This window comes from Shimazuella alba (genome assembly GCF_009831235.1).
Classification (GTDB): Bacteria; Bacillota; Bacilli; order Thermoactinomycetales; family Thermoactinomycetaceae; genus Shimazuella; species Shimazuella alba.
The window spans coordinates 1-22,646 of record NZ_WUUL01000005.1 but is presented as its reverse complement, the minus strand read 5'-3'; the positions used below and the strand labels follow the sequence as shown (position 1 = coordinate 22,646).

Here is a 22,646-nt window from a genome sequence, read left to right as displayed (position 1 = left end):
CCTATTTGTTGTATGCCAACTCTTTCTTTGATGAATTCTTTCTTTTCTTAGTTTGTGACTGAATCTTTTTCTCTTCGATAATATAATGAGGTCGTTTTTTGGATTCATAGTAAATCCTGCCAATATATTCTCCGATTACTCCAATAGAGATCAGCTGAATTCCACCAAGAAAACCGACAGAGGAGATGATGGTAAAATAACCAGGTACAACGACACCATTTTTTAAAATCTGGATAAAGGTGTAGAGAATGTAAAAGATATCTGCGATCGTAACAAATGATCCCATGTAGATGGCAAGCCGAAGAGGTTTGTTATTAAACGAGATCAATCCATCCATCGCATAGTTTAATAATTGGCCAAATGACCATTTACTCTTTCCTTGTTCACGGCGTACATTTTCATACTCTATCACATACTCTCGGAAGCCAATCCAAGAGAATAATCCTTTGGAAAATCGATTGTATTCTTTAAGAGATAAGAGTGCATCTACTGCTCGTCTACTGAGTAAACGGAAGTCTCCAACACCATCTGTCAACATGACATCGATCATACCATTCATCAAACGGTAATAAAGTCTGGCAAAAAGAGTGCGTATACCACTTTCCCCTTTGCGGGTACGCTTTGTGATCACTTGATCATAGCCATCCCGATAAGCTTGAACCATTTGTGGAATCAAAAAAGGTGGATGCTGCAAATCAGCGTCCATAATCATGACTGCTTCCCCTGAAGAAAAGTTCAGTCCAGCTAACATCGCAGATTCTTTACCAAAATTACGGCTAAAGGACACGTAATGCGCTCGTGAATCATGCTCTGTAATTTCTTTCAATATCTCAACCGTTCGATCTTTACTACCATCGTTAACGAAAATCAGTTCATAGGGGAGATTGTTCTCTTGGAGCACAGTAGTAATTGCTTTGTGGAAACGATGTAAAATAGGTTCTTCATTATAACAAGGGATAACAAACGAAAACATCTTCAAGTCCCTTTCTAGAGGTGGATTAAAATAATAAAAAAATTTCGTAAAATAAGGACGACAAACTTATCGTAACGCATAGTATAGTTTCGATTTTATTGCATTGTTTTATATAACGTCAACCGTTGATTTTTTTACTTATGGACATTCAGAGAAGGAATTTTTTGCATCGCAGCGTCTTATTCCTTTAAGATATTTGATTAAGTGAAGATGTGAGGAGAAACACTGTGTTTCACTTATGATTATAGAAGATGATCCGAAAATTACAAAGTTGATGCAGATGCATTTAGAAATTTAGGTTTTATCTACACTATCTCTCATTATTGGCTACGTTTGCGAATTGGTTTTATTTGATTGGAGTACAAGCGATCGGGGCAGGACGAACTTCCATATTTAGTTATATTTTTCCCGTTTCAGGAGTGATTTTATCGGCATGGTTATTACAAGATATTTTTACTAAGATCTGGCTAGTTAACTATTATGCCTCTGATAAAGAAAAAGCATAACTTCGGGCGGAGAGAAGGAATTTTCACTACATGCCCTTTCTTCATATGTAAAATATTTAAATATGTCCCTAATTTTGCTTTTGGTTGCCATATCCCATATACAGAAATAATACTATCTATCTCCTTTTTTTAGAAATATTAGCGCTTTAAGTTTGTGAATATTAAGTTTTTAAATGTTGTATCCTTCCTGCCATGCTGCCAACTTCTTGGCTCTCATGTCAGGAAGGTTCCAGATAAACCTATAAAAGGTTAGCTCTGGGGATTGAACTTGGCCTTGAAGACCTTGTTGTAAGAAGAAGATGGATTACTTGCGAGTTCCAACTTCCAACCCTCTTCGATAATTCCTTGACCGTCCGGTCCGAAGACATATACATAAGAGTCGTCAAAGATGGCATAATCAGAGTGAGCGATCATGACGATCGTGTCGCCATACTCATTTGCCAGCTCCTCGATTGCTTCCAGAACAAAGACGGCTGTCTCTTGATCCAGCTGCGACAAAGCTTCGTCGAGCAGGATTGCTGAAGGATGAGGATTGCTTACAATTCGCTTTTCAAGAATGGACAGCGCGGAAGCGATCTGGATACGCTTCTGCTGTCCACCTGATTGATCTTGGCACAGCTCATCGAGACTCTCCAAAGACAATTGCATTCGCTTCATTAGTCTAAGGACGATTTCTTTCCTTTTGACAAGAGGAAGCGCCTCGATCGCCAACTCGATGTTTCGTTCGACGGATTCAGCTGAGAGTACTTCTGTCTCCTGTGGAACAGAGATGATGTTCTGAGAAAAGGAGAATAGGTCAATCTGATCAATCGAGTATTCCTTTCCGTTCGTCTGGACAAGGCACTCTCCTGTCCAGATACCGTTGTCTTCATCAGTTTTTTCCAAATCGCGCGCGAGCAAGCGAGAAAGAGATGTCTTGCCACATCCGGAAGGTCCTACGAAAGCGACCTTATGGGATTTTCCCGGTTGTCCATTTGTTGGAGGGATGCCTGTTCCGATTGAAAGGTTCAGACCGTCTGGGAACAAGGTCTTGTTCTCATAGTGAATTTGAAGATCCTGAAGGTTAAACCCTTCGAATCCCTGCATCTTCACATTTCCCTTTGGACGATCAGGAAGAGTGCGCAGTTCGCCCAGCTTTACCAACTCTCCTCGCATCTCTGCCACGCGGATAGTGAAGTCAATTGATGAAATGAATGCCGAGAAACCGTTGAAAAAGAAAGAGGCAAGCAGGATGACATCGATCGTTTCACTGTGCTTGACGAAGACTGCATAGGGGAGCAGACTGGCAAGCAGCAGAAAGATACCAATGGAACGAGGACCTGCTACAAGCCATGCTCGATGGAAGGAGTTACCCCGATAGAGTGTCTCCTCCTCTTCTGTGAGTTTTTTTAGTTTTTGTGCTGTGGACTGGCAAATTCCTCGATCACTGTGCAGTCGTGGAAGTTGTGCCCAAGAGTCCAATGTAATCTGGACTTTGGAACTGATCTTTTCTGCGTCTTTACTGATCATTTGGTTTTTACGGATCGCAGGCTTGGCCAACCGCAAGATCAAGGCACAGCCAGCTACTAAAGCAACTGCATACTCCCAGGAGAGAATCCAGAGAGCCCCAACACTGAAAGACCAGATCAGCGGATCTTTCACCACGACAAGCAAGTCACTACTGACAGAATCAGGAATCGACTTCGCCAAAGTGGAAGGAGTCCCATTTTTGTTGAGGTACTTGCGAAGCGACTCACGGTTTACTCCGATCAGCTTCTGAGCTATTTTTGCGGTCAAGTCCTTTCGGATGACCGCTTTTAGGATAGCTCCATCGTAAAAAGTCAGATGAAAGGGAAAACTTGGTCCGGTGAGCGCATAAAAGAAGGCTGCTATCACAAGAAAAAAGATTTGACTTTCTCTACTATCTGCTTCCAGTCCACACTTCAGAAAGTAGTAGCTGAGGACACCCACAAGCGAAGTCAAAGCAGACCAGAAGATAATTCTTGCACACAGCTTCTTGTTTCGCAGAAACGAATATCTCAGAATATTCAGTGATGAGAAGACCAGCTGATCCTCTTCTGGATCCCCATCGCTCTTGGCGAGCTTCCAGAGAAGTAGGTCAAAGAACGGTTTGGGTTCATTATTCCACTTGTTCTCCTCTTTATCTGAGCCACGAAGAGAGGCAGATCGCCTGCGTGCTGTCTCTAAATATTTTGGGAGGTTGAGATGATACACGAATACTCCTTAAAGCTCTTGGTACAGTGTGTGTTTGTCTGTGTTATTTCCTTTGGTTTTTCTTTTATTTTCTGTTTTCCAAAGGATCTAAAATTATTTAAACATTTTATTGCCAATAATTCAATTATAGCCATTACTCTAGTAAATAATTTATTTTCTTATATGGGAACTCTAGTCGAATAAATGGCTACGCTAGTAACCACTGCACTTCTGATAAAAGATAACCCTGTAGATCTAGGTTGTATAGCCATTAAATGAGCGGTTGTTTGCGATCTTTGCAAAGAAACGAAAGTGCTTGAGGAATGTGAAAGTACTCAGCTTGCTTGCAATAAAGAAATAAAACCATCTTCACAAGGAGAAACAAGCACTACTAACCATTTCTGATGACGATGACGAATATGAAAAGTAGTTACATGTCTTTTGGAATAAAAAATAAGGATCTCTTTGCCGCAATTGCTTTTATTTTATATGTAATGAAAGAGTACTGTGACCTTATGCTATTTATTGTCCTTTTCGATCTTTTATACTATTGGGGTAGTGAAAGTAATGGTTAAGTCGCAAGGTTTCCATGTATATCAGCCGACAATTACTTCATGTGGTCCTTTTTTCTTGTGCAATTGATCTGTTTCTTAGTGGTTCGAGGGCATTATTGGTCACAGATGAAAGAGGAGGTGGATTAAACATATGAAATCCAATATTTAAAAAGCTAACTTTTCTATTTAAAAGAAGAGTTAGCTTTTTATTTTGAAATAACTTTGGAATTATATCTCAATCACCATGAATGGGTGGCAACTCACATTATGGTTTTCAAACTAAATGCTTTAAAATTGGCTAATTTGCTTTTCTAAACGATGTTTTACAACGGACAGTGCATTCACTTTGGAATTTATTTCATCTAATTTGTCTTTATATAAACGTAACATCTCATCACAAAAAAAGTCATAATCCTCATTGATGTCGGTATCCATGCAGTTGAAGATTTCTTCTATTTGTTCTGTAGTTAAACCTAGTCCTAAGTAAATTTGTATCGTTTTAATCCGATCAATCGCAGATTTATCAAACTCTCGGTATCCATTATCAAGACGAGTTGAAGTAAGTAAATTTCTCTTCTCATAATGGCGTATGGAACGAATACTGGCACCTGTGATTTTAGATAATTCGCTTATCTTCAAAAAAAGATCCTCCTTTCCAATGTCGCCTTCACACAAAGTATACTATAAAGTCAGGTGATCTAATGAATTACTTAGCAAGTATGGAGAAAATGCAATCTAGTACTATAGCATTAAATTAATTAGTTGACTGTCTCAATAATTCAATTACACTAGGGAAATCATCATCGCCATGACCATCTGCTACGCGACGTTGCATAAGGGAGAATATAGGATCTGTTAATTCTGTGCTGATTCCTTGTGCTCGACTTACATCACCGATTGTGTCCAGAGATGCTTGCATCTCTAAATTAGCATCTTTTGTTTTATAATCACCAGAGTCGATCATTTGAGCCATTTTAGGCAGAGTGGTCATCATTGCATGAAGCCATGGAATAAGTAACTCTGAGGTGAATTCTGTGGCATTGACTTTCTCCGATCTAACTAGTGCTACGGAATGGATAAATCCACCAAACATACCATACATTCCGCTGAGCAAAGCCAAATCATTTAGTGCAGCAAGCCCAGAATCAGTACCTAGATATTTACTAGTGCCCAAACTATCTAGTGCTTGTCGGTGCATTTCAAATGCTTTCTGGGATCCGCTGTATAGCAATACTGCTTCTGATCTTGTGATTAAGGAAGGTACTGCCATGATCCCACCATCGAGATATTCTACTCCTAATTGTGTCACTCTTTCTTTTAACAGACGAGCCTGTTCAGGAGTACCGTTCGTAAGATTTACCAAAGTTCGATTTGATAAAGTACTACCCACCGTATCCAAAATTTCGTGAACTGCTTGATAATCTAACACACAGATGACCACTAATGAATTGGTCGCTACTGCTTCTTCGACATCAGGAGTGTAGACCGCTCCTTGAGCTACTAGATCTTTTGCCTTTTCTGGTGAACGATTCCATACTGTTGTTGAGTATCCCTTGGTTAGAAACGCTTTCACAAGTGCAGAGCCCATCTGTCCCAGACCAATAACGCTTACTCCTGTATTTTTTGTATTAACTTGACTCATTTTATTCATCTCCTCAAAAGTGTTTAAGGAGATTCTAAACGATGACATTAGTGTCATAGTCAACAGGCTTTTTTAAAAAATATGGTAAAAGATTGTGCGACGAGAGAAGAACCATCCCCTTTTCACGTTAACTCTTGATAACTCTGTATTTATTGAAAATCCATTGAAATGATGGTAACGTAAAATATTAGTAGTGGATAGAATGTCCATTACATGAGCGAAAGAGGCCTTATGTCTAAGAACAGCAAAGTAGCCGTTAGTGGGGTTGAGTTCAACCGTTTGGAAGGGGTATTCGAACTACATTTGAAAAAAGGTTTTACTTGTCAAGAGCTGATCTCTTCAGTGAAGGATCTTCTTCGTCAGAATCCCATCAAACCTAAAAAATATCACATTGATGTATTTTTTCCAGATGGTATAGAATTGGATATCGAGTTGCAAAACGATCCAAGAAACAACTGGGACTTGACATTGAAATGCCATATAAACTCCTTCGCAGAACACGTTAGGCTGTTTGAATCCATCCCTGAAATGCATAAAATCCTCTTTTCTTAGTTCACTAGAATTCGCTCACTGACGAGATGTCAATTGGACATCTCGTCAGTATGTTTTTACGAATAGTAAGCTGTATAATATGTTAGGGTAACAGATGATTCCACTGCAATGAAGACTAAGTATCATTTTTTTTATTGACCGGAGGATGGAGTAGAGAAGCTGTATGTTTAGTACTTGGATTCGCTTTTTAAATTTTATACATGAAGGTGGTAGTACACAGGAAACACAACTAATCATAAAAATATAAATATTTGAACTAAATAGAATTTATATGTATGATATAAATAACAGCCGCAGACACTTCTCATTATAATTCTGAAAATTAAATTTTCTATATCCCAAAAAACCATTTTTATAAAAGTATTCATCCTTATCCACCTCACTTATCATCTTAGATTGAATAGATTTTCTATTCACTAGAAAGATATTTTCTAAATGGATGGAGAGTGAGTGTAGTCGGATTGATGAATGGATTTGTGCATTTATATCTTTCTTAAACGGATGATCGATATTTTTTATATAAGTGCTGCTTTTTATCTCGTTAGAGGGGAATACCGCAGCTTTTATGTATGATCGTTCCACAGAGGGAGGAGAAAATGGAAAAGGGACAAGTAAAACAGATCTGCCAAAAGATTGTTAGATTTATCGTCTATTCCTGTGAAGGAGAACAGTATCCGGTTTTGATGGAATCTTTTCGCGATGCCAAAACCAGAAAAGAATGGTTGGATGCCATCCATTTGTTTATTGATTATGGCATGTCACAAAAGCGAGGAGATGCCCGTCTACCGATCACCCAACAAGAATGGGATGATGTATGGCGTTTTGTTCATCAAGCGAATATAGTAGATGTTCGAGACTTACATATCGCCATGATAAAAGTTATTGCTAACTTAGAGTTGGAGAAGATCTATGAATTGGAACAGTATGTATCAGATATATTACTTGAGTTGGAAGCAGAGGAGGGACGATGACAAATTGAGTTTCCTATATATAGAAACGATCACTAGGCATAAGACATGTTTGGAACTTGTTGCAGTGGAACAGACTGGAAAGCAAATATTCAGGTGATGAAATATTCACTGTACCAATGAAACTAGAAGAATAATACGAAGAAGAGTAGGGTTTTGTGCGTTAAAACGGATAACGAGTGTTGAACAATTTTTCTAAGGAGTTCCCACACTCGTTATCTTCATGACGACAATCAAAATGATATCAGCCTAATTCTTTTGACAATTTCTTGATGAAAAAGGAGAGAATGCCCATAGCGCATAAGCTGACAACACCATATCCACCTAACATGATAATCATCCATACCAAAAACATGCTTTCATCCTTTCGAAAATAAAAATAGACCTCTAACAAGGACTATGGAACTACCATTTTTTTGGAGCAGGGGTGAAAAATTTCCCTTTGTCTTTCGGCATTTTTAGCAATGTTTCCAGTGGTTTTTCGTTTTCTTTGTTACTATAACCATGATAATTTTCTCCCTCTTTGGCTTTCGTCCAATCACCACGTCCACCATTGATTTTTATCCAATTCATATATAATCCTCCTAGTATTTATCTCTAAGAAAAGTTTCGACAAAAGAAAATAAATTCCTTTTCATACCATATAGAGAAATAAAAAGGAAGAAAGGCTTTTTGTGTAAAAAATAAATGGAAGTCCAGTAATAGGGTTGCGTTTTTGTATAGCGAGTTGACTAACTTCTCTCAAGAGAAAAAGCAAGTCAACTGTTCTATTACGAAGATTTATTGCAAAATGGCTCTGATATAACATCTCGTTCAGATATGCCTATACACATCACTACAAGTGGTGTTGTGGTTCGCAATGATGGGAAAGTACTTCATATCAAACATTTAGCATTAAATAAGTGGCTTTTGCCTGGAGGACATTGTGAGAGGGAAGACAATTCTTTAGTAAGTGCGTCACTTCGAGAAATCGAGGAAGAAACAGGTATTTCATCTCATAATCTAGTGTTACTTCAATCGACACCATTGGATGTCGATTTGCACATAATTCCAGCCAATCCTAAAAAAGAACGACAAAACCTTTGGTACCACTTGTTTATCCACGCTACGACCGGGTGACTTGTGTATACGAGACCTAGGCTATTTTTCACTAGATGATCTGGATCAGATGGATCAGCGAGTGTTTCTTATGTATCTCGTTTAAAGCTAAATAACCAAATCTATCAAAAGAATCCAGAACCAGAATATTTTCGAGATGGAACGATCAAGAAACAAACGGAATATATCCAGCTAGATTTGGAAGAACTCATGCAACGGATGCAACCAGGTGAAACCGTGGAAATCCGAGATGCTTACATTGGAAAGGATAAAAAGTTACTCGCTCGCGTCATTTTGTATCGACTTACTGATGTCCAAGTACAAAAAAGACGAAAAGACCTAGCCTATAAAGAGAAGAAAAAGGGAGTAACCTATTCGGAGAAGAGTAAGCGGTTAATGGGAATCAATGTCTATATTACCAATATTGCCTGGGAGATCGTTCCAAAGGAACGGATTCATGACCTTTATTCCTTACGCTGGCAAGTGGAAATCGTGTTTAAAACATGGAAATCGTTTTTTCAGATCGACCGATGTAAGGAAGTGAAACGGGAGAGGTTAGAATGTCATCTGTATAGACAGCTTATCGCCATCCTGATCTGCTCCACTACCTTGTTTCAAATGCGAGAGATTTTGCTACGTAAAAAACACATCGAGTTAATCGAATACAAGGCTTTCCGCATCATTCAAACCTATTTTCCTTTGTTTCATCAAGCAATACAACAGCAAAACACCCAAGCTTATGCAAAGATCCTCCTTCGCCTATTCCATCTGCTAGGAAAAAACGGGCGAAAGTCCCATCGTTACAAGAAAAAAACGGTCTTTGATATATTGGGTGTTGTCTATGAGTATACCACAAAAGTAGCATAGAGAGCTGGTTTGATTCGGGTAACCCAATTCAAAGTATATAATTGTAAATTCTGCTAAGGGTTTATTTGATATGCCTATTTTTCCAAAAACATAAGACTTGTTTCTACCATCATCATCACTTCCAACATTCACTTTTCTTAGGTTGATGTGCATGGGGTTTAGGGAGCAAACGAACAGAAAACTGAAATAGACCTTACCAGACATGAATTTTAGTTATATTTACTGCCTTATCGGATATTAAGGGCTGTATTTGGTTATATTTATATCCGCTAAATCCACTGATCAGACAAAGAAAGGAAGCGTACGAGAAACGAGTAATCCCTTTTACACAAGGGTTTTACGCATATCCGATAATGCCTATTCCAGTATTTTGTTCCATTAATCCCAATACCCCAAGAAGGAGCAACGAGCGATTTTGGGGCCATCTATCTAGTAAATGGAAGAAATGACTTGGTACGCAAAGACCAGCTCTCTTTTTGTTTTTATAATAAATAATAGTTTATAAATAATAAATATTACTGTACGATATATCCAACCCTAATTATTGCTATAATGTCCGGTCGGCACAAGGCATTCAAGTTCCGTATATATCCAACAGCAGAACGCTTATTAATAAGTCTATCGGCGTTGAAAATGTAGTAGAAAAAGTACAGCAGTAGTTAAGAAAGAAGAAACAAAGACAAAAAAACAAGTAGATGACCCAGAATTTACACGAAAAGAATTTGAAAGCATTGTAACAGGTATGACATATGAGGAAGTAGTTAAGATTATTGTTTCAAAAGGAAAGCTAACTTCTGAATATGGTGAAGGAGAATATAAAATAGTATGTACACGTGGGAAGGTAATGTTTCATTTGGAGCCAATGCAATTATTGATTTTGAGGGAACCCAGAAAAAAGTATCATTTAAACACCAGTTTGGACTTTTAATAATATATATAAGAAGGGAATATAAAAATGGGATTTGGATTAATAGTAATTTCCATAGTTAATCTATTACTAGTATTTTTCTTAGTTGGAGTAATATATCCAACTAAGATGCATATAAAATTAAAGCTTGATAAAAGATGGAAGTCATTAATACTATTTCTAATTGGATTATCATTCCATATAGCTCCATATATGATGAGTAAGAATACTGAGGATAGTAAACCACCTGAAGTTATACAAGAAGTCCCTCCAGACACTATACCAAAAAATAATTAAGGTAGGAGTAATAGCTAATGATAAAGGAAGAACAAATAATGGAAAATAAAGACGTTAGCTATTACATAAATCTACCTTTTACGACTCAGGGTATCGGGATTAATGAACAAAATACGGGAATACTCAGTAAATATGAACTAAAATTAGGTCTATTCCAGTTTTCTGTTCGTTTGCTCCCACCAACGTAAATAGCGATTCCGACGTTGTTGGGAACTACGAAGTAGTCCTACTTGTGGAGTTTGCCCAACTTGTACTTGATTTTGTACCTTTTGGACATTCGCTATCATTGTGGGACCAATTTGCTTTATTCTCCCATTTCTTTAAACATCCTAAGAGGTTATTACGATTTGAGACGGTCGTATTTCGGTAGAACAAGTCAAACTGAGCTTGTAATCTGGTTAGAAGTAGAATGAGACATGATGATAGATTCCAATCGGAAGGTATGTTATTTATTATAATGTTAATATTTATAATATAAATGAATGGTTTGTCATAAATGAGTATACATCCAATGTGGGATCAATTAGTTCAAGCAATAAATTAACCTCCGTTTATACAGATCTTTCTGACCCAGAGCATTGTGCGGTTGGATTTATAGAGTATATAACAGAAGAACACTTTCAGATGAAGCATGTAACTTCAGAGGGCTTGGAAGATGGTTTTGTGGTTGGAAGGATAGATGATGATTTCGTATCGATCAACATACCAAATATGACAGAGATTAGAAATACTTTACAATGCTCTGAATCAGGAGCATACTAGCTTACGATTTGATTATGACAACATAGGTGAAAATCTAGGGTTAGAGGTTTTAAAAAGAGCAAAAGCAAATAACAAAATTGTTTCTATTCAAATTAGTGACGGAGAAAATGGAAACGTTGATTGGGTGAATGGCTTTTGTCTCAACTGTTACGAAAGAAACTGCCACTATTTCTAAAGTATCCTACTTTGGTGAAAAGGATGGTCTAACAACGATTTTTCTCGATGCAATCGAGGTTATTAGTTACGATACAACAGATGAAAAAGCAATAAAAATATTGTACCAACATGTTAATGATTGATTTTGGCATTTTCAAACAATCAGAAATTGGGATAAAGTCCTTTGCTTGATAATGGAAGAAGTGAATGAAAAGAGTTTAGGTAAACCCTACATCTATTGCCTGGAGGCAGGATCAAACAAAGAGCGACCGACCTATCATGATGCATATAGCACATGAAGGTCGGTCGCTCTTAACATTTGCTCCTTCGATTGTCTTTTTTATATCTGTATTTGTAAAAGAATAGCTTTGAGATACATGTTTCCCTTAATCTTTTATTCATGATAGCTGCGTTAATATTTGTTCTAGTTTCTTCTTTGATTCAACTAGTGGCTGTTCATCGATGTTTCCTTGTAAACTGGTGTGAAGACGTGCAAAATGATCGATTACTTGTTTGGTCCATACAGATGATAGGTTATCGATGTTTTGTTTCCAAGCAGTGGTATAGGAAGTAATCAACTTCTCTGTTATTTGCGTGATGTGGGAAGTAATCACTTCATCTACTTGCAATTTCAGTTGTTCTTTCATCCGATCTCGGCCATTTTGTTCAAAGAAAGATTGATTGTTTTTATACAAGGAGATTGCTTTTTGAAAAATAGGATGATTTTCTTCCCAATTAGGTTGCGTCCAATCTATCTCGGGTAAGATGAATTCATTTGGCATGCCTAATGACAAACCTGACAATTGTGTTTTGTAGTGTGTGCTTTGCTGGTCTGTAAAAGTAGATAAGGCTGTTTGCACCCATTTTTCCAATCGCAGCGAAGTCGCACGAAACTCTTGTATCAAATCGTTACCAATAAAAGAAAGAAGTTCTTTAGCTGCTGTAGCTAGTTGTGTTCGTCCTGCTCTGCCTGATTGGCGAATGGTAGATGGATTGATATAAAAAGCAAACTCATCATAGTAACGCAATCGAAGACGCTCACCTACATAATATAGCAGTGTTTTGATTTCTTGAACGAGATTGCGTTCTTCCATTGTACTCGATAAGGAAGAAAATACTTGTACCAGTCGGTCTTCTGCCTGTTTCCAGCGTTGCTGCTGGTCTTCTTTTTCTGATTCACTCGTCCGCAGTGCAGTCAACATCTCTTCAATCCAATTAACAGCTTGTTGCACATCTGTAATCATACGTCCTGTGGTAGCAGCTCGCGAATCCTCTTGGATGAAGCGGAAAAAGGATTGTTCGAAATGGGAAAAATCTCTATTTAAGTCACGATTTTGCATTTTGTCTTCCAGCGATTCTAAGCTGGATACAGGATACATTCTCGGGTGTCGTATACCGTACTGATTTAGTTGTGATTCGACATAGGCAACTACTTTGTTTAATTCATCCATTGAAGAGGCTAGATCCGCAGCATTGACAATAAAGTACATTTTATCCAGTGCAAAGGAATCTTGGACCCTTCCTAATTGGATAAGCAGCTCACGATCGGCCTTAGAGAAGGCATGGTTATAATACGTTACAAATAGCAAGGCATCTGCTTGTTTCATATAACGAAAAGCAACATCTGTGTGACGAGCATGCAGTGAATCAGCACCGGGAGTATCCACCAAGGTAATGCCCAGTTTTGACAAATTGGACTCATAATACAGCGATACTTCTTCCACAAAAGCTGATTTTCTCTCGTCTGCCATATATAAGGTAGCGTCTGCTTGCTTCATGGACACCGTTCTTCCTAACTGATGCTCTAATTCTGTATAGCCATCTTGAATCGCACGCAAAAATGGGATAGCCAATTTTTGTCGTGTTGTCTCCAGTGGACTGTCCAGTAGGGATGGAATTTTGTTTATCACTTCTCCTATATCTGCTGGCAATGTTTCTTTACGGAATAACTGAAAAAGGTGTTGCAATTCTTGATGCAGTGTTTTTTGTGATTTAAAAGCAACCGTAGCCATCCCATGCAAATGCTCAGTAGAAGGAGGACAAATACGACAGACTGTAGCTGTTGTTGGATTTGGAGATACAGGCAAAACGGAAGCACCTAATAGTGCATTGGCAAAAGAAGATTTACCCGCACTAAAAGCACCAAACAAAGCGACGGTAAATTGTTGCTGTTCCAGTTGGAGACGTTTTGATTTCAATTGTTTAAAAAAGATCTGTAGTTCGGATACAGGCGCTAACGTTTCTTCTGCTTGGAGCAGGAGCTGTTCTTTGTGCTTCATGGAACTACTGCTAATCGGCAAATCCTCGATTTGGGGAGTAGTTTTCTCTTGATTTGTCACGAAAGATTCTGTCAAGATTGAGGTTGTCTCTCCCCTTGTTTTTCTTGCCTGTAAGAGTTCTTTTACAACATGATCAGGAACATGCACAGTATCTTTCTCCAACAACATTTGCAATTCTTTTTGTTTGACTGTGATATCAGCATGCATCTGCAAATTTTGCTCAACATGCTGAAGACGGGTTTCTAATTTTTTACATTCCATTTCAACCTTTTGTATGTTGCGCTCTACTTCTGCTTCTAACTGGGGTAAATGATCGGATAAATATTGACGCACAAAACCACGATAGAGGGTTTTGATCTCTTCTACCAGATCATTGGTATATGTTAAAACATAATTTCCGCTGATACCTGCACCTTTTTTAATTGTCTTACGCAATAACTCGCGTGTGATTTCTGGTATCGACTCATGGATGTCATCTGCGAAGGATGTTTGAAAAATATCATGTTTTTTTGCATGCTGGATTACGAGATCTTCGATATGTCCCGTTAATTGAGTAGAGATGGTATCCACCAGAGAACGAAAAAACTGTTTTTCCCGATGCGATCGCTCTTGTTCTGTTTTCTTTTTTGCAAACCATAAGCCCATTTTAAAGTCAGGCTGCATCGCTTCCAAGTATGTTTTTGCCTGTTCTCTCAAATTAGCAGGCATGAGGTATGCATTTTGCAAAATGTGATCGAGATCTTTCATCAGTTGATCAGCGATTTGTTGTTTTTCGATTTTCCATTGTTCCTGTTGACGTTGGTAATTTGATTTTTTATCTTGATTCGTTTGTAATTCCGATTGTAGGGTTTCCAAAGAGGGAAGCGCAGATATTTTTTTATCAATGTATTGTTGGATCAAGTAATTCATTTCTCGTTCTACATTCTGCTCGATTAATTGATCTTTGTTTTTATATAAGCGATGTAAGAGTTCTTTCAATTGCGTAAGTTGGTTGTGTGGGTGTTTTGGTTGTTTGAGACTGGTAAAATATATACCTGCAACACGAATGTCCCAAGCAGCAAAAGAAGTCCCAACTCCTTGTTGGAAGTCGGCAAAAGAAAGCTCTGTATCTCGATGTTTATCAATTTGATTGATGATCAAATATACTTGTTTTCCCCGATCAGTAAGTTCCTTTACAAACTTTAAATTTCCTTCTGCTTGGACATGATTGTAATCCATCATATAAAAAATAACATCAGATATATGCAGACTTGCTTCTGTAGCAATCCGATGTGCTTCATCTGTAGAATCAACGCCAGGAGTATCCACTACAGCAACACCAGAAGGAAGAGGTATATCCATCCGCTCGATAAGGATTTCTGTCGCCCGGTCTCCGTCTTGACACAATGCTTGAAAAGCTTCCTCGTTATAGGACCCTACTACTTCTTGTATACTACCGTCGAAGTAACGAAACTGGATTTTATCCGCACCATGCTTTACCTTCACTACATTTGCACTAGTTGGAATAGGGCTTGTAGGTAAAAGTGAAATGTTAAAAAGATTATTCATTAGCGAAGATTTACCTGCAGAGAAGTGACCTGTAAAGGCAATAGCTAACTCTTGATTATCTATTTTTTGCATAAGATCGATACACTTATTTTTTATATTCGGTTCACTGTTTAAAGAAAGGGTTTGATAAAGCACTGCCAATTTGTTTACCCATTTGTTTGTTGATGTCTGTATCATCGTCTAGCCCCTTTGTTTCTATGCAAATTAACCTAGCTTATCGTATCATAAATTCATACTGTATTCACAAGAACATGAAGGTGTACGTTTATTTTTGCCAAAGGTATTTTTGGCTGTACCGGGTATGATAAGATTGGTAAAAAAAGGCGAAAGAAGGATGACAAACATGAATCCAAGTGACCAAGAACGAGCAACTCTGCTCAAAGAAGCGAAAAATATTGCCGTTGTTGGGCTTTCCAATAAGCCTGAGCGGACAAGCTATATGATCGCAGAAGCACTACAACAAGCAGGTTATCGTATTTTCCCAGTAAATCCTATGTTAACAGAACCTGTTTTAGGGGAGAAACCTTATGCTAGTTTGTTGGACATCAAGGACTCCATTGACATCGTAGATGTTTTTCGGAGAAGTGAAACCGTATATCCGGTTGCAGAGGAAGCGGTACAAATCAAAGCAAAAGCTATCTGGATGCAGCTTGGAGTGGAAAATGAAGAAGCAGCAGAACTTGCTCGAAAAAATGGATTAATCGTAGTTATGAATCGCTGTATTAAAGTGGATCATGCATTGTTGCTCAGATAAAAACGGAAATGGTAGTATAAGTAACCTCTGAATTATTACATCTTATAAGTGACGTGCAGAGAGCAAATACTTTATTTTGGAAACAAGAAGCATTACACAGCAATTAACACATATAGCTATATTCTGAAAACAACACAAATGAAAAGTCACAATATCGACAAAAAACGTTCGTTATGGTACAATGTCATCTGTAAGTAGGGCTGACCTCCTTGCTTACAAGCAAGGCTGCTTTTGAGCAGTGACAAGCTACCACGCTTCTATTTTCTTTTTTTGACCCTCTTTCATGTGACCAGAGATCTGGTCTTTTTCTTTTGGAGGAATACATATGCAAACTTATCATCCCTTATATGTCCAATTTTTCCAGCATTATCATCAAGGTGAGTACTGGGAAGCACATGAAGTATTAGAAGAATTATGGCAACAAGATCGAAGTAATGATTTTTATCATGGACTGATTCAAATAGCGGCTATTATGCATCAGTTAAACCGCGGAAAAGTGCAAGGTGCACGAAAATTATCAAAATCAGCGATTGGTTATTTGAGTCCTTATCAACCAGAATGTGAAGGTGTGTCTGTTAAAGGAATCCTGCAATGGTTGGAAATGTGCCTGCAAAAATTGCCTGAGAAAGTAATTTTATTAGACTTAAGTGAACTACAAAAATTGGGCATACCGATCTGCCAATTGCCAGAAATAAAATAAAGTTGTAAATACTCATGTTGCTTCTGTTGCACATGGGTATTTTTTATGAAAAAAAACATAATCAATTTAATAGGAGAGCAAAAATGATTGATATGGAGGAGGATGAATGAGGTGAAAGGAAGACGATGGACTCCAGAAGAAGATCAATTACTAAGTGAATTAGTACTCTACACCATCAGCCAAGGAGGTACACAACTAACAGCATTCTCAGAGGTAGGGAAGAAGATTGGCCGAACAGCAGGTGCTTGTGGGTTTCGCTGGAATGCTGTACTGAGAGGCCAAAATCCAACATCCTATAGTGAAGCTAAAAAGAAAAGAGTTTATACGCAGTTAGAAAAAAAACGCAAATCAAAAGTAGATACTTTCTCAGAAGCGATTGATCTATTAAAGCATACCGAGCAAGCATGGATAAAACAGCAAAAAGAAATAGCAAAATTGACGCAATCCATTGCAAAAACAAAACAAAAGGTGGATGGCATCAAAAAAGATAATCAAAAATTTCAACAAGAGAATAATTCTGTAGAATGGGTACAAAAAGAAGTAAAGACGAGATATGAGGAGCTTTTGCAGCTTATAGAGCACTTAAAACAAGAAACCAATGCAAGCGGTGTTGCCTCTTCTCTAACCAAAAGTATAGTTGGGAAAGCAGATTCGACCACTTCTACATAAGATAAGGAAGCAGGTGTAGAAAAGAGGTGGGAGCTATTCAAAGGGAAGAAGAGCAACTACAGAAGCGCCTTTTAGAGATTGAAGAAAAATTAGCAAGTTGTGAGCAAGAATTAAGCATATATAAAAGTGAGCAATCCAAGTTAAAAAAAGAGATGCGTTTTTTTGAATCTATGCTGCTTGAAGAATATCATCTTTTACTACAACTTTTAGAAAAAGATAAAACTGGGATTCGATTGCATCATTTACCATGACGAAGAAAACCCTTTGAGAAATCAAAGGGTTTTTTGAATGAAAAATCAGCCTAGAGAAACCTCTAGGCTGATTTTATACGTTCTTTAGAAACAACCAGCAAAGACGAAAATGGTTGCAATAACAAGTAAGAAAATCAGAAGACGGTGCCAACCAAAGAAACCTCCTGAAAAGCCGCCCATTGTCTCACCTCCCCACAAGCCTAATTAATTTATTAGCAACAACCTCTGCCGATTCCACCTGTTGCAAAGACAAAGATGGTAGCGATAACAAGTAAGAAAATCAGAAGACGGTGCCAACCAAAGAAACCTCCTGAAAAGCCGCCCATTGTCTCACCTCCTTACTAAACTAATGGTTTATTAGCAACAACCTCTGCCAACTCCACCAGCTGCAAAGACAAAGATGGTAGCGATAACAAGTAAGAAAATCAGAAGACGGTGCCAACCGAAAAATCCACCTGAAAAACCACTCATTTTGACACCTCCTTTCCTGTTTTCTAATTTTTTAATGATATTTAGTGGGAAAGATGGTAGTGATAACGAATAAGAAATCAGTAGAATCTAAGCAAAACCACTACCGCCTTATCTCATCGCATCACCTCCTGTACTAAATACTTAGCAGCAACCTCCAGAGAATCCAAAACCACCAGCAAATACAAAGATAGTAGCTATTACAAGTATGAAGATGAGAAGACGGTGCCAGCCCCAGCCGATTCCTCCTCCTGAAAAGCCGCCCATAGTAGAACCTCCCTAACAATGCATTCGTTTTTTGTACCGATTTATTGATTCGGTAGCTGATTTACCTTATGCCGATTTGTTTTGCTTTGTACAGGTATTTGCCCTGTATTGTAAATTTAGGTTTTTGTCTACTAGCAAAAGATGTACATAAAAAAGTGAAGTGATGATGGGATGAAGGAGTAGATGTGATTGAAATGTTTTTGCTAATTTTTCTCAGTTTATTCTGTGTTTTCTATGCTTGATCAAACTTATACCTAGATATCAGATGAATTAGGCAAAAAAATCCGTACCCACTTTTTTCATATGGGCATAGGATAGCCAAGAAGATTAGATGGAGGTGTAGGTATGAGTAATGAACCAAATTTGGGACAGTTAACGAATATGATCAATACAGTTATGGGGCAGAAGGTTTTAAGCGAGCAGCAGTTAGGCCAGATCATGAATGGGGCCAAAAGAGCATTCGACAAAGGTGGAATGCCAATGGTAGTGGAGTATTTAATGAGAGTAACTCAAGCGGACGTTGATGTGGAAGAGGTAACCCAATTTGCGGAAACCATTCGCGCTAATCCACAATTAGGAAGAGATATATTAGAAGGCAAAAAGAGTATAAACCAAGGCAAAAAAAAGTAAAAGAAGACTTACCGATTGGTAAGCCTTTTAAGGCGAAGTCAGAGGTCTAGTTGCACTTATGCACCATAGACAAGGGCACAAGTCTCGCTACGTCGCTACGCTCCTAGTCGATTCACAATCACCCCCCACCCCGGTCGCTTTGCAGATAAGATAAAATATAAATTTTCTTATTCTGCTAAAAAAGGATAAAAAAAGCAGCCTTTTAATTATGAGGGCTGTTTTTTTCTATGAGTTAGTATATAATTAGATTACATACAAATTTCTATCTTTTCAGGAAAACAGTAAATAAGGAAAGCGACGGAAAATTTCCCGTCGCTTTTGTTTAAAATCCTTGCAATGTATTCCATACTTCCAACTTCGTTTGTATTTTAGCAATGATTTCATTAGTGAATTCAGTAGTTGTCGCACTACCAGATAGATCAGCAGTTCTTATTCCCTCACGAACGGTTTCAATGGTAGCTTCGTAGATTGCACGCGAAGCGGTCAATGCCTTTGGATCATTCATATAGGTGAGTAAGGACGCGCCAGCTAATATCATAGCCATGGGATTCGCAATGTTTTTGCCAAAAAGGGATGGAGCCGTCCCATGGGGTGCTTCAGCCATGATGGTCTCTGGTTCAAAATTTTCATTAAAACTAAGGAGGATCGATTCTGCTCCTGCAAGAGAACCAAATAATTGCAAGACCATATCACTCAAACAATCTCCATCTCGGTTCAAAGCAGGAATAACCAATGGATCACCTGAATGGTTGAGAAGCAATGCATACGTAGCATCAATTAATTGAGGTTCATAACGAACTTCTGGATAACGAAGGCTTGCTGCATCCATTTCTTCTTTCAGCATTCCTTCGTAAATAGGACTAACGGTAAATTTTGGTCCACCGAATACTTTGGCTTTCATCTTTTTGGCATGACGAAAAGAATATTCAGCTACTGCACGACAAGTTTTCCGATCGATGGTTTCCGTACGATATGCGATTTCATCTATGCCGTCTCCTTCACGCCATTCTTTGGCACCATAGGCATCACCAACTGCCATGCGAATGATAGAGATCGGAGCATATGTACCACCAATTGGTCGAACACCAGGAATACGTCGTCCTGTACGAATAATTACTTTTCCGTCAGTCTCTTTACGCAAAATAGCATTAGGACTGCCGATGTCTCCTTTTTCTTCTGGAGTTATCGTTGCAGCTTTCAGACCGAAGCCAAAACGTTTCATTGCTTTGGCTGCATCATGCACCACTTGGTTTTTGGTAGCACGTCTATTCTCTAAACTAAGATCATATGTTTCAAATTGCAAATCAAATTGAATGACACTAGGATCTAAGATGCGTAATGCTTCATCTAAAAGTTCTTGACCAGTTTGGTCGCCTTTCATTACAACAATCGTATGTTCCATGAAAATTTCACCTCGTGTTAATATATTGTGCCTCACATCCTATTATAGATGTGTGAGACTAGAAATGAAAAGTAATCCAAATTTATGCAGTATTGCAAATGAGATAAAGGAGAGTTCCCTGTGATCATCGAAATAAGTGTAGGAGTTATCGCAGTGGCTGTTGTGTTTCTGGTAATCTACCTTATCAGTACCTTGCAACAGCTGAAGCAAACACTGAATCAAGTAAATCAGACTGCAACTATTTTAGAAAAAGATACACATGATCTACTCACTAATACAAATGGATTAGTGTCAGAGACAAGAACGGTAGTCGAAAATATAAAAAGCAAAACGGAAAATACGAAAACATTATTTCAGGCAATCGATAAAATAGGGAAGCAAATGAATGAAGTTTCCACCTTTGTTTCCAAAGCAGCTGCTGAAAACAAAGAGAAGCTAGGAGGAATTCTAGCAGTTGTAGGTGCTGCCATGAACCTTGTTCAAGAATGGCGACAAAATAATGAAAAGAGGAGAATGCAAGATGTCCAAAAATGATACGCAAATAAACCTTAAAGATTTTATGATTGGTGCAGCAGTAGGAGTAGCATTAGGGGCGACTTTGGCATATTTGACAGCTCCTAAAGCAGGTAAAGAGGTAAGAAATGATATAAACAAGAGCATTGGTTTTGTTCGAGATAAAGGGAAAAAAATCGTACTTGATGTAAAGACGCAAAGTACTGATGTAATTGGGAAAATGGCTGAAGTGAGAGACAAAGTTCAAGATAAATTGATTTCTATAAAAGATAACGTTGGAGAAGGCGTAACTCAAGTTAAAATGGAAGATGAAGTAGAGACAGATGAAGATATATATACATTGAAATAGTAAAAAAAGGCAACTAAAATAGTTGCCTTTTTTTCTGATAATGGATGACATAAAGCTATATTTCAGTTAAAATGAATGAATATTTTAGTAGAGTTGAGGGGAGCGAGTAAGTTTGAGCGATGCTAATGTAAAACAATTACGTGAGGAATTAGACTCTATTAATTTAGAGCTACTTTCCCTTTTGAGTAAAAGAGCTAGTATTGTACAAGAAATTGCTGATATAAAAACAAAACAGGGTGTTACTAAGTTTGATCCTGAGCGTGAAAAAGAAATGCTCGATCGCTTAGTTGAACATAATGAAGGACCATTTGAAAATGATGCAGTACGTCACCTTTTCAAACAAATTTTCAAAGCATCTTTGCAGTTACAAAAAGATGATTCCAAAAAGCACTTATTGGTCAGTCGGAAAAAACAAGCAGAAGATACAGTTGTTACCTTGGGTTCTACTCAAGTAGGAAATGGTACTCCTACGATTGTAGCTGGACCTTGTTCTGTAGAATCAGAAGAACAAGTGCGTGCTGTAGCCAAAGCATTGAAAAATAATGGTGTGACATTGATGCGTGGTGGAGCATTTAAACCTCGTACATCTCCCTACGACTTCCAAGGACTGGGTGTCGAAGGTCTTGAGATTCTTCGTCGTGTTGCAGATGAATACGAGTTGCAAGTCATCAGTGAAATCGTTAGTCCAAGTGATATTGAATTGGCAACCAAATATGTAGATGTGATTCAAATTGGCGCTCGAAATATGCAAAACTTTGAGCTGTTAAAAGCAGCAGGGAATGTGAATACACCTGTGCTTCTCAAGCGTGGTTTGTCTGCTACCATGGAAGAATTTTTGCATGCTGCGGAGTACATCGTATCTCGTGGTAATAAAAATGTTATTTTATGTGAACGTGGTATTCGTACTTACGAGAAATGGACACGAAATACACTCGATATCTCTGCTGTACCTCTCTTGAAAAATGAGAGTCATCTTCCAGTAGTAGTGGACGTTACTCACTCCGCTGGACGCCGTGATATCTTAGTACCACTTGCCAAAGCAGCATTAGCTGCAGGTGCAGATGCAGTAATGGTAGAAGTACATCCAAATCCAGCCGTTGCGCTGTCTGATGCACAGCAACAGATTGATATTCCTACATTTGATCAGTTTATGACTGACCTACATGCATCTAAACTGTTCCCTTCATTGGTGGAATCGAAATAAATAATCCCTATATTTGTAAATAAAAAGACCCAAACCACAAATGAACTGCACCCCAATTGTTAGACACACATAACAATGGGAGGTGCAGTTTTTCTATGACCAAATATTCACTAGAGACCAAATTAGAAGCAGTCTAC

General features: G+C 38.1%; 23 protein-coding genes and 2 pseudogenes. 17 read left to right on the top strand and 8 right to left on the bottom strand.

Going from position 1 to position 22,646, the window contains the following annotated elements; all coding sequences use genetic code 11:
- Window position 1: 1 nt before the first annotated feature.
- On the bottom strand, window positions 2-973 hold the full coding sequence (locus tag GSM42_RS08570; RefSeq protein WP_160801138.1) for a glycosyltransferase family 2 protein: 972 nt from the start codon (window positions 971-973) through the stop codon (window positions 2-4).
- Window positions 974-1,287: 314 nt separating this feature from the next.
- Between GSM42_RS08570 and GSM42_RS21345 the strand changes: the two are divergent.
- Window positions 1,288-1,479, top strand: a pseudogene (locus GSM42_RS21345) (EamA family transporter); the annotation flags it as partial.
- Window positions 1,480-1,728: 249 nt separating this feature from the next.
- On the opposite strand, the gene GSM42_RS08565 reads toward GSM42_RS21345, so the two are convergent.
- The 3 genes from GSM42_RS08565 to GSM42_RS08555 all read right to left on the bottom strand — a co-directional run bounded on the left by GSM42_RS08565 (window position 1,729) and on the right by GSM42_RS08555 (window position 5,868).
- Complete coding sequence (locus GSM42_RS08565) at window positions 1,729-3,441, bottom strand: ABC transporter ATP-binding protein (protein WP_160801137.1); 1,713 nt, start codon at window positions 3,439-3,441, stop codon at window positions 1,729-1,731.
- A 1,073-nt stretch (window positions 3,442-4,514) separates the two neighbouring features.
- Window positions 4,515-4,865, bottom strand: a complete 351-nt coding sequence (locus tag GSM42_RS08560) for a MerR family transcriptional regulator (protein ID WP_160801136.1) — start codon at window positions 4,863-4,865, stop codon at window positions 4,515-4,517.
- A 115-nt stretch (window positions 4,866-4,980) separates the two neighbouring features.
- Window positions 4,981-5,868 carry an NAD(P)-dependent oxidoreductase gene (locus GSM42_RS08555; RefSeq protein ID WP_237446528.1) on the bottom strand — a complete coding sequence of 296 codons (888 nt, stop codon included), beginning with the start codon at window positions 5,866-5,868 and terminating at the stop codon, window positions 4,981-4,983.
- 231 nt (window positions 5,869-6,099) lie between these two features.
- Here GSM42_RS08555 and GSM42_RS08550 point away from each other — a divergent pair, with 231 nt between their 5' ends.
- Together GSM42_RS08550 and GSM42_RS08545 are read left to right on the top strand one after the other, a co-directional pair.
- On the top strand, window positions 6,100-6,420 hold the full coding sequence (locus GSM42_RS08550) for a hypothetical protein (RefSeq protein WP_160801134.1): 321 nt from the start codon (window positions 6,100-6,102) through the stop codon (window positions 6,418-6,420).
- Window positions 6,421-7,016: 596 nt separating this feature from the next.
- Window positions 7,017-7,391: a hypothetical protein gene (locus GSM42_RS08545; protein WP_160801133.1), complete on the top strand. Its 375-nt coding sequence runs from the start codon at window positions 7,017-7,019 to the stop codon at window positions 7,389-7,391.
- 402 nt (window positions 7,392-7,793) lie between these two features.
- Here the strand turns inward: GSM42_RS08545 and GSM42_RS08540 are convergent, their stop codons facing one another.
- Window positions 7,794-7,961: a hypothetical protein gene (locus GSM42_RS08540; protein ID WP_160801132.1), complete on the bottom strand. Its 168-nt coding sequence runs from the start codon at window positions 7,959-7,961 to the stop codon at window positions 7,794-7,796.
- 246 nt (window positions 7,962-8,207) lie between these two features.
- On the opposite strand from GSM42_RS08540, the gene GSM42_RS08535 reads away from it, so the two are divergent.
- From GSM42_RS08535 to GSM42_RS08505, 6 genes and pseudogenes are all read left to right on the top strand, one after another.
- Window positions 8,208-8,507 carry an NUDIX domain-containing protein gene (locus tag GSM42_RS08535; RefSeq protein WP_237446544.1) on the top strand — a complete coding sequence of 100 codons (300 nt, stop codon included), beginning with the start codon at window positions 8,208-8,210 and terminating at the stop codon, window positions 8,505-8,507.
- Window positions 8,452-9,353, top strand: a pseudogene (locus tag GSM42_RS08525) (IS4 family transposase); the annotation flags it as partial. The gene GSM42_RS08535 and the pseudogene GSM42_RS08525, both read left to right, overlap by 56 nt.
- A 955-nt stretch (window positions 9,354-10,308) precedes the next feature.
- The gene (locus tag GSM42_RS08520) at window positions 10,309-10,557 is read left to right on the top strand and encodes a hypothetical protein (RefSeq protein WP_160801130.1); all 249 of its coding nucleotides are present in this window, start codon (window positions 10,309-10,311) and stop codon (window positions 10,555-10,557) included.
- Between the two features lie 17 nt (window positions 10,558-10,574).
- Window positions 10,575-10,745 (top strand): hypothetical protein, encoded by a 171-nt coding sequence (locus GSM42_RS08515; RefSeq protein WP_160801129.1) that lies wholly within the window; start codon window positions 10,575-10,577, stop codon window positions 10,743-10,745.
- A gap of 325 nt (window positions 10,746-11,070) precedes the next feature.
- On the top strand, window positions 11,071-11,319 hold the full coding sequence (locus tag GSM42_RS08510; protein WP_160801128.1) for a hypothetical protein: 249 nt from the start codon (window positions 11,071-11,073) through the stop codon (window positions 11,317-11,319).
- 128 nt (window positions 11,320-11,447) lie between these two features.
- Window positions 11,448-11,618, top strand: a complete 171-nt coding sequence (locus GSM42_RS08505; RefSeq protein WP_160801127.1) for a hypothetical protein — start codon at window positions 11,448-11,450, stop codon at window positions 11,616-11,618.
- Window positions 11,619-11,873: 255 nt separating this feature from the next.
- On the opposite strand, the gene GSM42_RS08500 is transcribed toward GSM42_RS08505, so the two are convergent.
- Window positions 11,874-15,479 (bottom strand): dynamin family protein, encoded by a 3,606-nt coding sequence (locus GSM42_RS08500; protein WP_160801126.1) that lies wholly within the window; start codon window positions 15,477-15,479, stop codon window positions 11,874-11,876.
- 157 nt (window positions 15,480-15,636) lie between these two features.
- Between GSM42_RS08500 and GSM42_RS08495 the strand changes: the two genes are divergently transcribed.
- The 4 genes from GSM42_RS08495 (at window position 15,637) to GSM42_RS08480 (ending at window position 17,676) form a co-directional block, all read left to right on the top strand.
- On the top strand, window positions 15,637-16,056 hold the full coding sequence (locus GSM42_RS08495; RefSeq protein ID WP_160801383.1) for a CoA-binding protein: 420 nt from the start codon (window positions 15,637-15,639) through the stop codon (window positions 16,054-16,056).
- Window positions 16,057-16,381: 325 nt separating this feature from the next.
- Window positions 16,382-16,756, top strand: coding sequence for a DUF309 domain-containing protein (locus GSM42_RS08490; protein WP_160801125.1), 375 nt, complete (start codon window positions 16,382-16,384; stop codon window positions 16,754-16,756).
- Window positions 16,757-16,867: 111 nt separating this feature from the next.
- The gene (locus GSM42_RS08485) at window positions 16,868-17,425 is read left to right on the top strand and encodes a hypothetical protein (protein ID WP_275402141.1); all 558 of its coding nucleotides are present in this window, start codon (window positions 16,868-16,870) and stop codon (window positions 17,423-17,425) included.
- A 26-nt stretch (window positions 17,426-17,451) separates the two neighbouring features.
- Window positions 17,452-17,676 (top strand): hypothetical protein, encoded by a 225-nt coding sequence (locus GSM42_RS08480; protein ID WP_160801123.1) that lies wholly within the window; start codon window positions 17,452-17,454, stop codon window positions 17,674-17,676.
- 612 nt (window positions 17,677-18,288) lie between these two features.
- On the opposite strand, the gene GSM42_RS20990 is transcribed toward GSM42_RS08480, so the two are convergent.
- Window positions 18,289-18,411 (bottom strand): hypothetical protein, encoded by a 123-nt coding sequence (locus tag GSM42_RS20990; protein ID WP_275402140.1) that lies wholly within the window; start codon window positions 18,409-18,411, stop codon window positions 18,289-18,291.
- Between the two features lie 345 nt (window positions 18,412-18,756).
- Between GSM42_RS20990 and GSM42_RS08475 the strand changes: the two genes are divergently transcribed.
- Complete coding sequence (locus GSM42_RS08475; RefSeq protein ID WP_160801122.1) at window positions 18,757-19,041, top strand: hypothetical protein; 285 nt, start codon at window positions 18,757-18,759, stop codon at window positions 19,039-19,041.
- Between the two features lie 322 nt (window positions 19,042-19,363).
- Here the strand turns inward: GSM42_RS08475 and GSM42_RS08470 are convergent, their stop codons facing one another.
- On the bottom strand, window positions 19,364-20,443 hold the full coding sequence (locus GSM42_RS08470) for an isocitrate/isopropylmalate family dehydrogenase (protein ID WP_160801121.1): 1,080 nt from the start codon (window positions 20,441-20,443) through the stop codon (window positions 19,364-19,366).
- Window positions 20,444-20,563: 120 nt separating this feature from the next.
- Between GSM42_RS08470 and GSM42_RS08465 the strand changes: the two genes are divergently transcribed.
- The 3 genes from GSM42_RS08465 to GSM42_RS08455 all read left to right on the top strand — a co-directional run bounded on the left by GSM42_RS08465 (window position 20,564) and on the right by GSM42_RS08455 (window position 22,509).
- Window positions 20,564-20,977 (top strand): DUF948 domain-containing protein, encoded by a 414-nt coding sequence (locus GSM42_RS08465; RefSeq protein WP_160801120.1) that lies wholly within the window; start codon window positions 20,564-20,566, stop codon window positions 20,975-20,977.
- Window positions 20,964-21,305: a YtxH domain-containing protein gene (locus GSM42_RS08460; protein ID WP_160801119.1), complete on the top strand. Its 342-nt coding sequence runs from the start codon at window positions 20,964-20,966 to the stop codon at window positions 21,303-21,305. The genes GSM42_RS08465 and GSM42_RS08460 overlap by 14 nt, the downstream gene beginning before the upstream one ends.
- 112 nt (window positions 21,306-21,417) lie before the next feature.
- On the top strand, window positions 21,418-22,509 hold the full coding sequence (locus GSM42_RS08455) for a bifunctional 3-deoxy-7-phosphoheptulonate synthase/chorismate mutase (RefSeq protein WP_160801118.1): 1,092 nt from the start codon (window positions 21,418-21,420) through the stop codon (window positions 22,507-22,509).
- Window positions 22,510-22,646 lie beyond the last annotated feature (137 nt).

Excerpts from the sequence above, each read along its gene's own strand:
- GSM42_RS08570 (WP_160801138.1), bottom strand. The coding sequence starts at position 973 with ATGTTTTCGTTTGTTATCCCTTGTTATAATGAAGAACCTATTTTACAT.
- GSM42_RS08555 (WP_237446528.1), bottom strand. The coding sequence starts at position 5,868 with ATGAGTCAAGTTAATACAAAAAATACAGGAGTAAGCGTTATTGGTCTG.
- GSM42_RS08550 (WP_160801134.1), top strand. The coding sequence starts at position 6,100 with ATGTCTAAGAACAGCAAAGTAGCCGTTAGTGGGGTTGAGTTCAACCGT.
- GSM42_RS08545 (WP_160801133.1), top strand. The coding sequence starts at position 7,017 with ATGGAAAAGGGACAAGTAAAACAGATCTGCCAAAAGATTGTTAGATTT.
- GSM42_RS08540 (WP_160801132.1), bottom strand. The coding sequence starts at position 7,961 with ATGAATTGGATAAAAATCAATGGTGGACGTGGTGATTGGACGAAAGCC.
- GSM42_RS08535 (WP_237446544.1), top strand. The coding sequence starts at position 8,208 with ATGCCTATACACATCACTACAAGTGGTGTTGTGGTTCGCAATGATGGG.
- GSM42_RS08520 (WP_160801130.1), top strand. The coding sequence starts at position 10,309 with ATGGGATTTGGATTAATAGTAATTTCCATAGTTAATCTATTACTAGTA.
- GSM42_RS08515 (WP_160801129.1), top strand. The coding sequence starts at position 10,575 with ATGATAAAGGAAGAACAAATAATGGAAAATAAAGACGTTAGCTATTAC.
- GSM42_RS08505 (WP_160801127.1), top strand. The coding sequence starts at position 11,448 with ATGGCTTTTGTCTCAACTGTTACGAAAGAAACTGCCACTATTTCTAAA.
- GSM42_RS08500 (WP_160801126.1), bottom strand. The coding sequence starts at position 15,479 with ATGATACAGACATCAACAAACAAATGGGTAAACAAATTGGCAGTGCTT.
- GSM42_RS08495 (WP_160801383.1), top strand. The coding sequence starts at position 15,637 with ATGACAAACATGAATCCAAGTGACCAAGAACGAGCAACTCTGCTCAAA.
- GSM42_RS08490 (WP_160801125.1), top strand. The coding sequence starts at position 16,382 with ATGCAAACTTATCATCCCTTATATGTCCAATTTTTCCAGCATTATCAT.
- GSM42_RS20990 (WP_275402140.1), bottom strand. The coding sequence starts at position 18,411 with ATGGGCGGCTTTTCAGGAGGAGGAATCGGCTGGGGCTGGCACCGTCTT.
- GSM42_RS08475 (WP_160801122.1), top strand. The coding sequence starts at position 18,757 with ATGAGTAATGAACCAAATTTGGGACAGTTAACGAATATGATCAATACA.
- GSM42_RS08470 (WP_160801121.1), bottom strand. The coding sequence starts at position 20,443 with ATGGAACATACGATTGTTGTAATGAAAGGCGACCAAACTGGTCAAGAA.
- GSM42_RS08460 (WP_160801119.1), top strand. The coding sequence starts at position 20,964 with ATGTCCAAAAATGATACGCAAATAAACCTTAAAGATTTTATGATTGGT.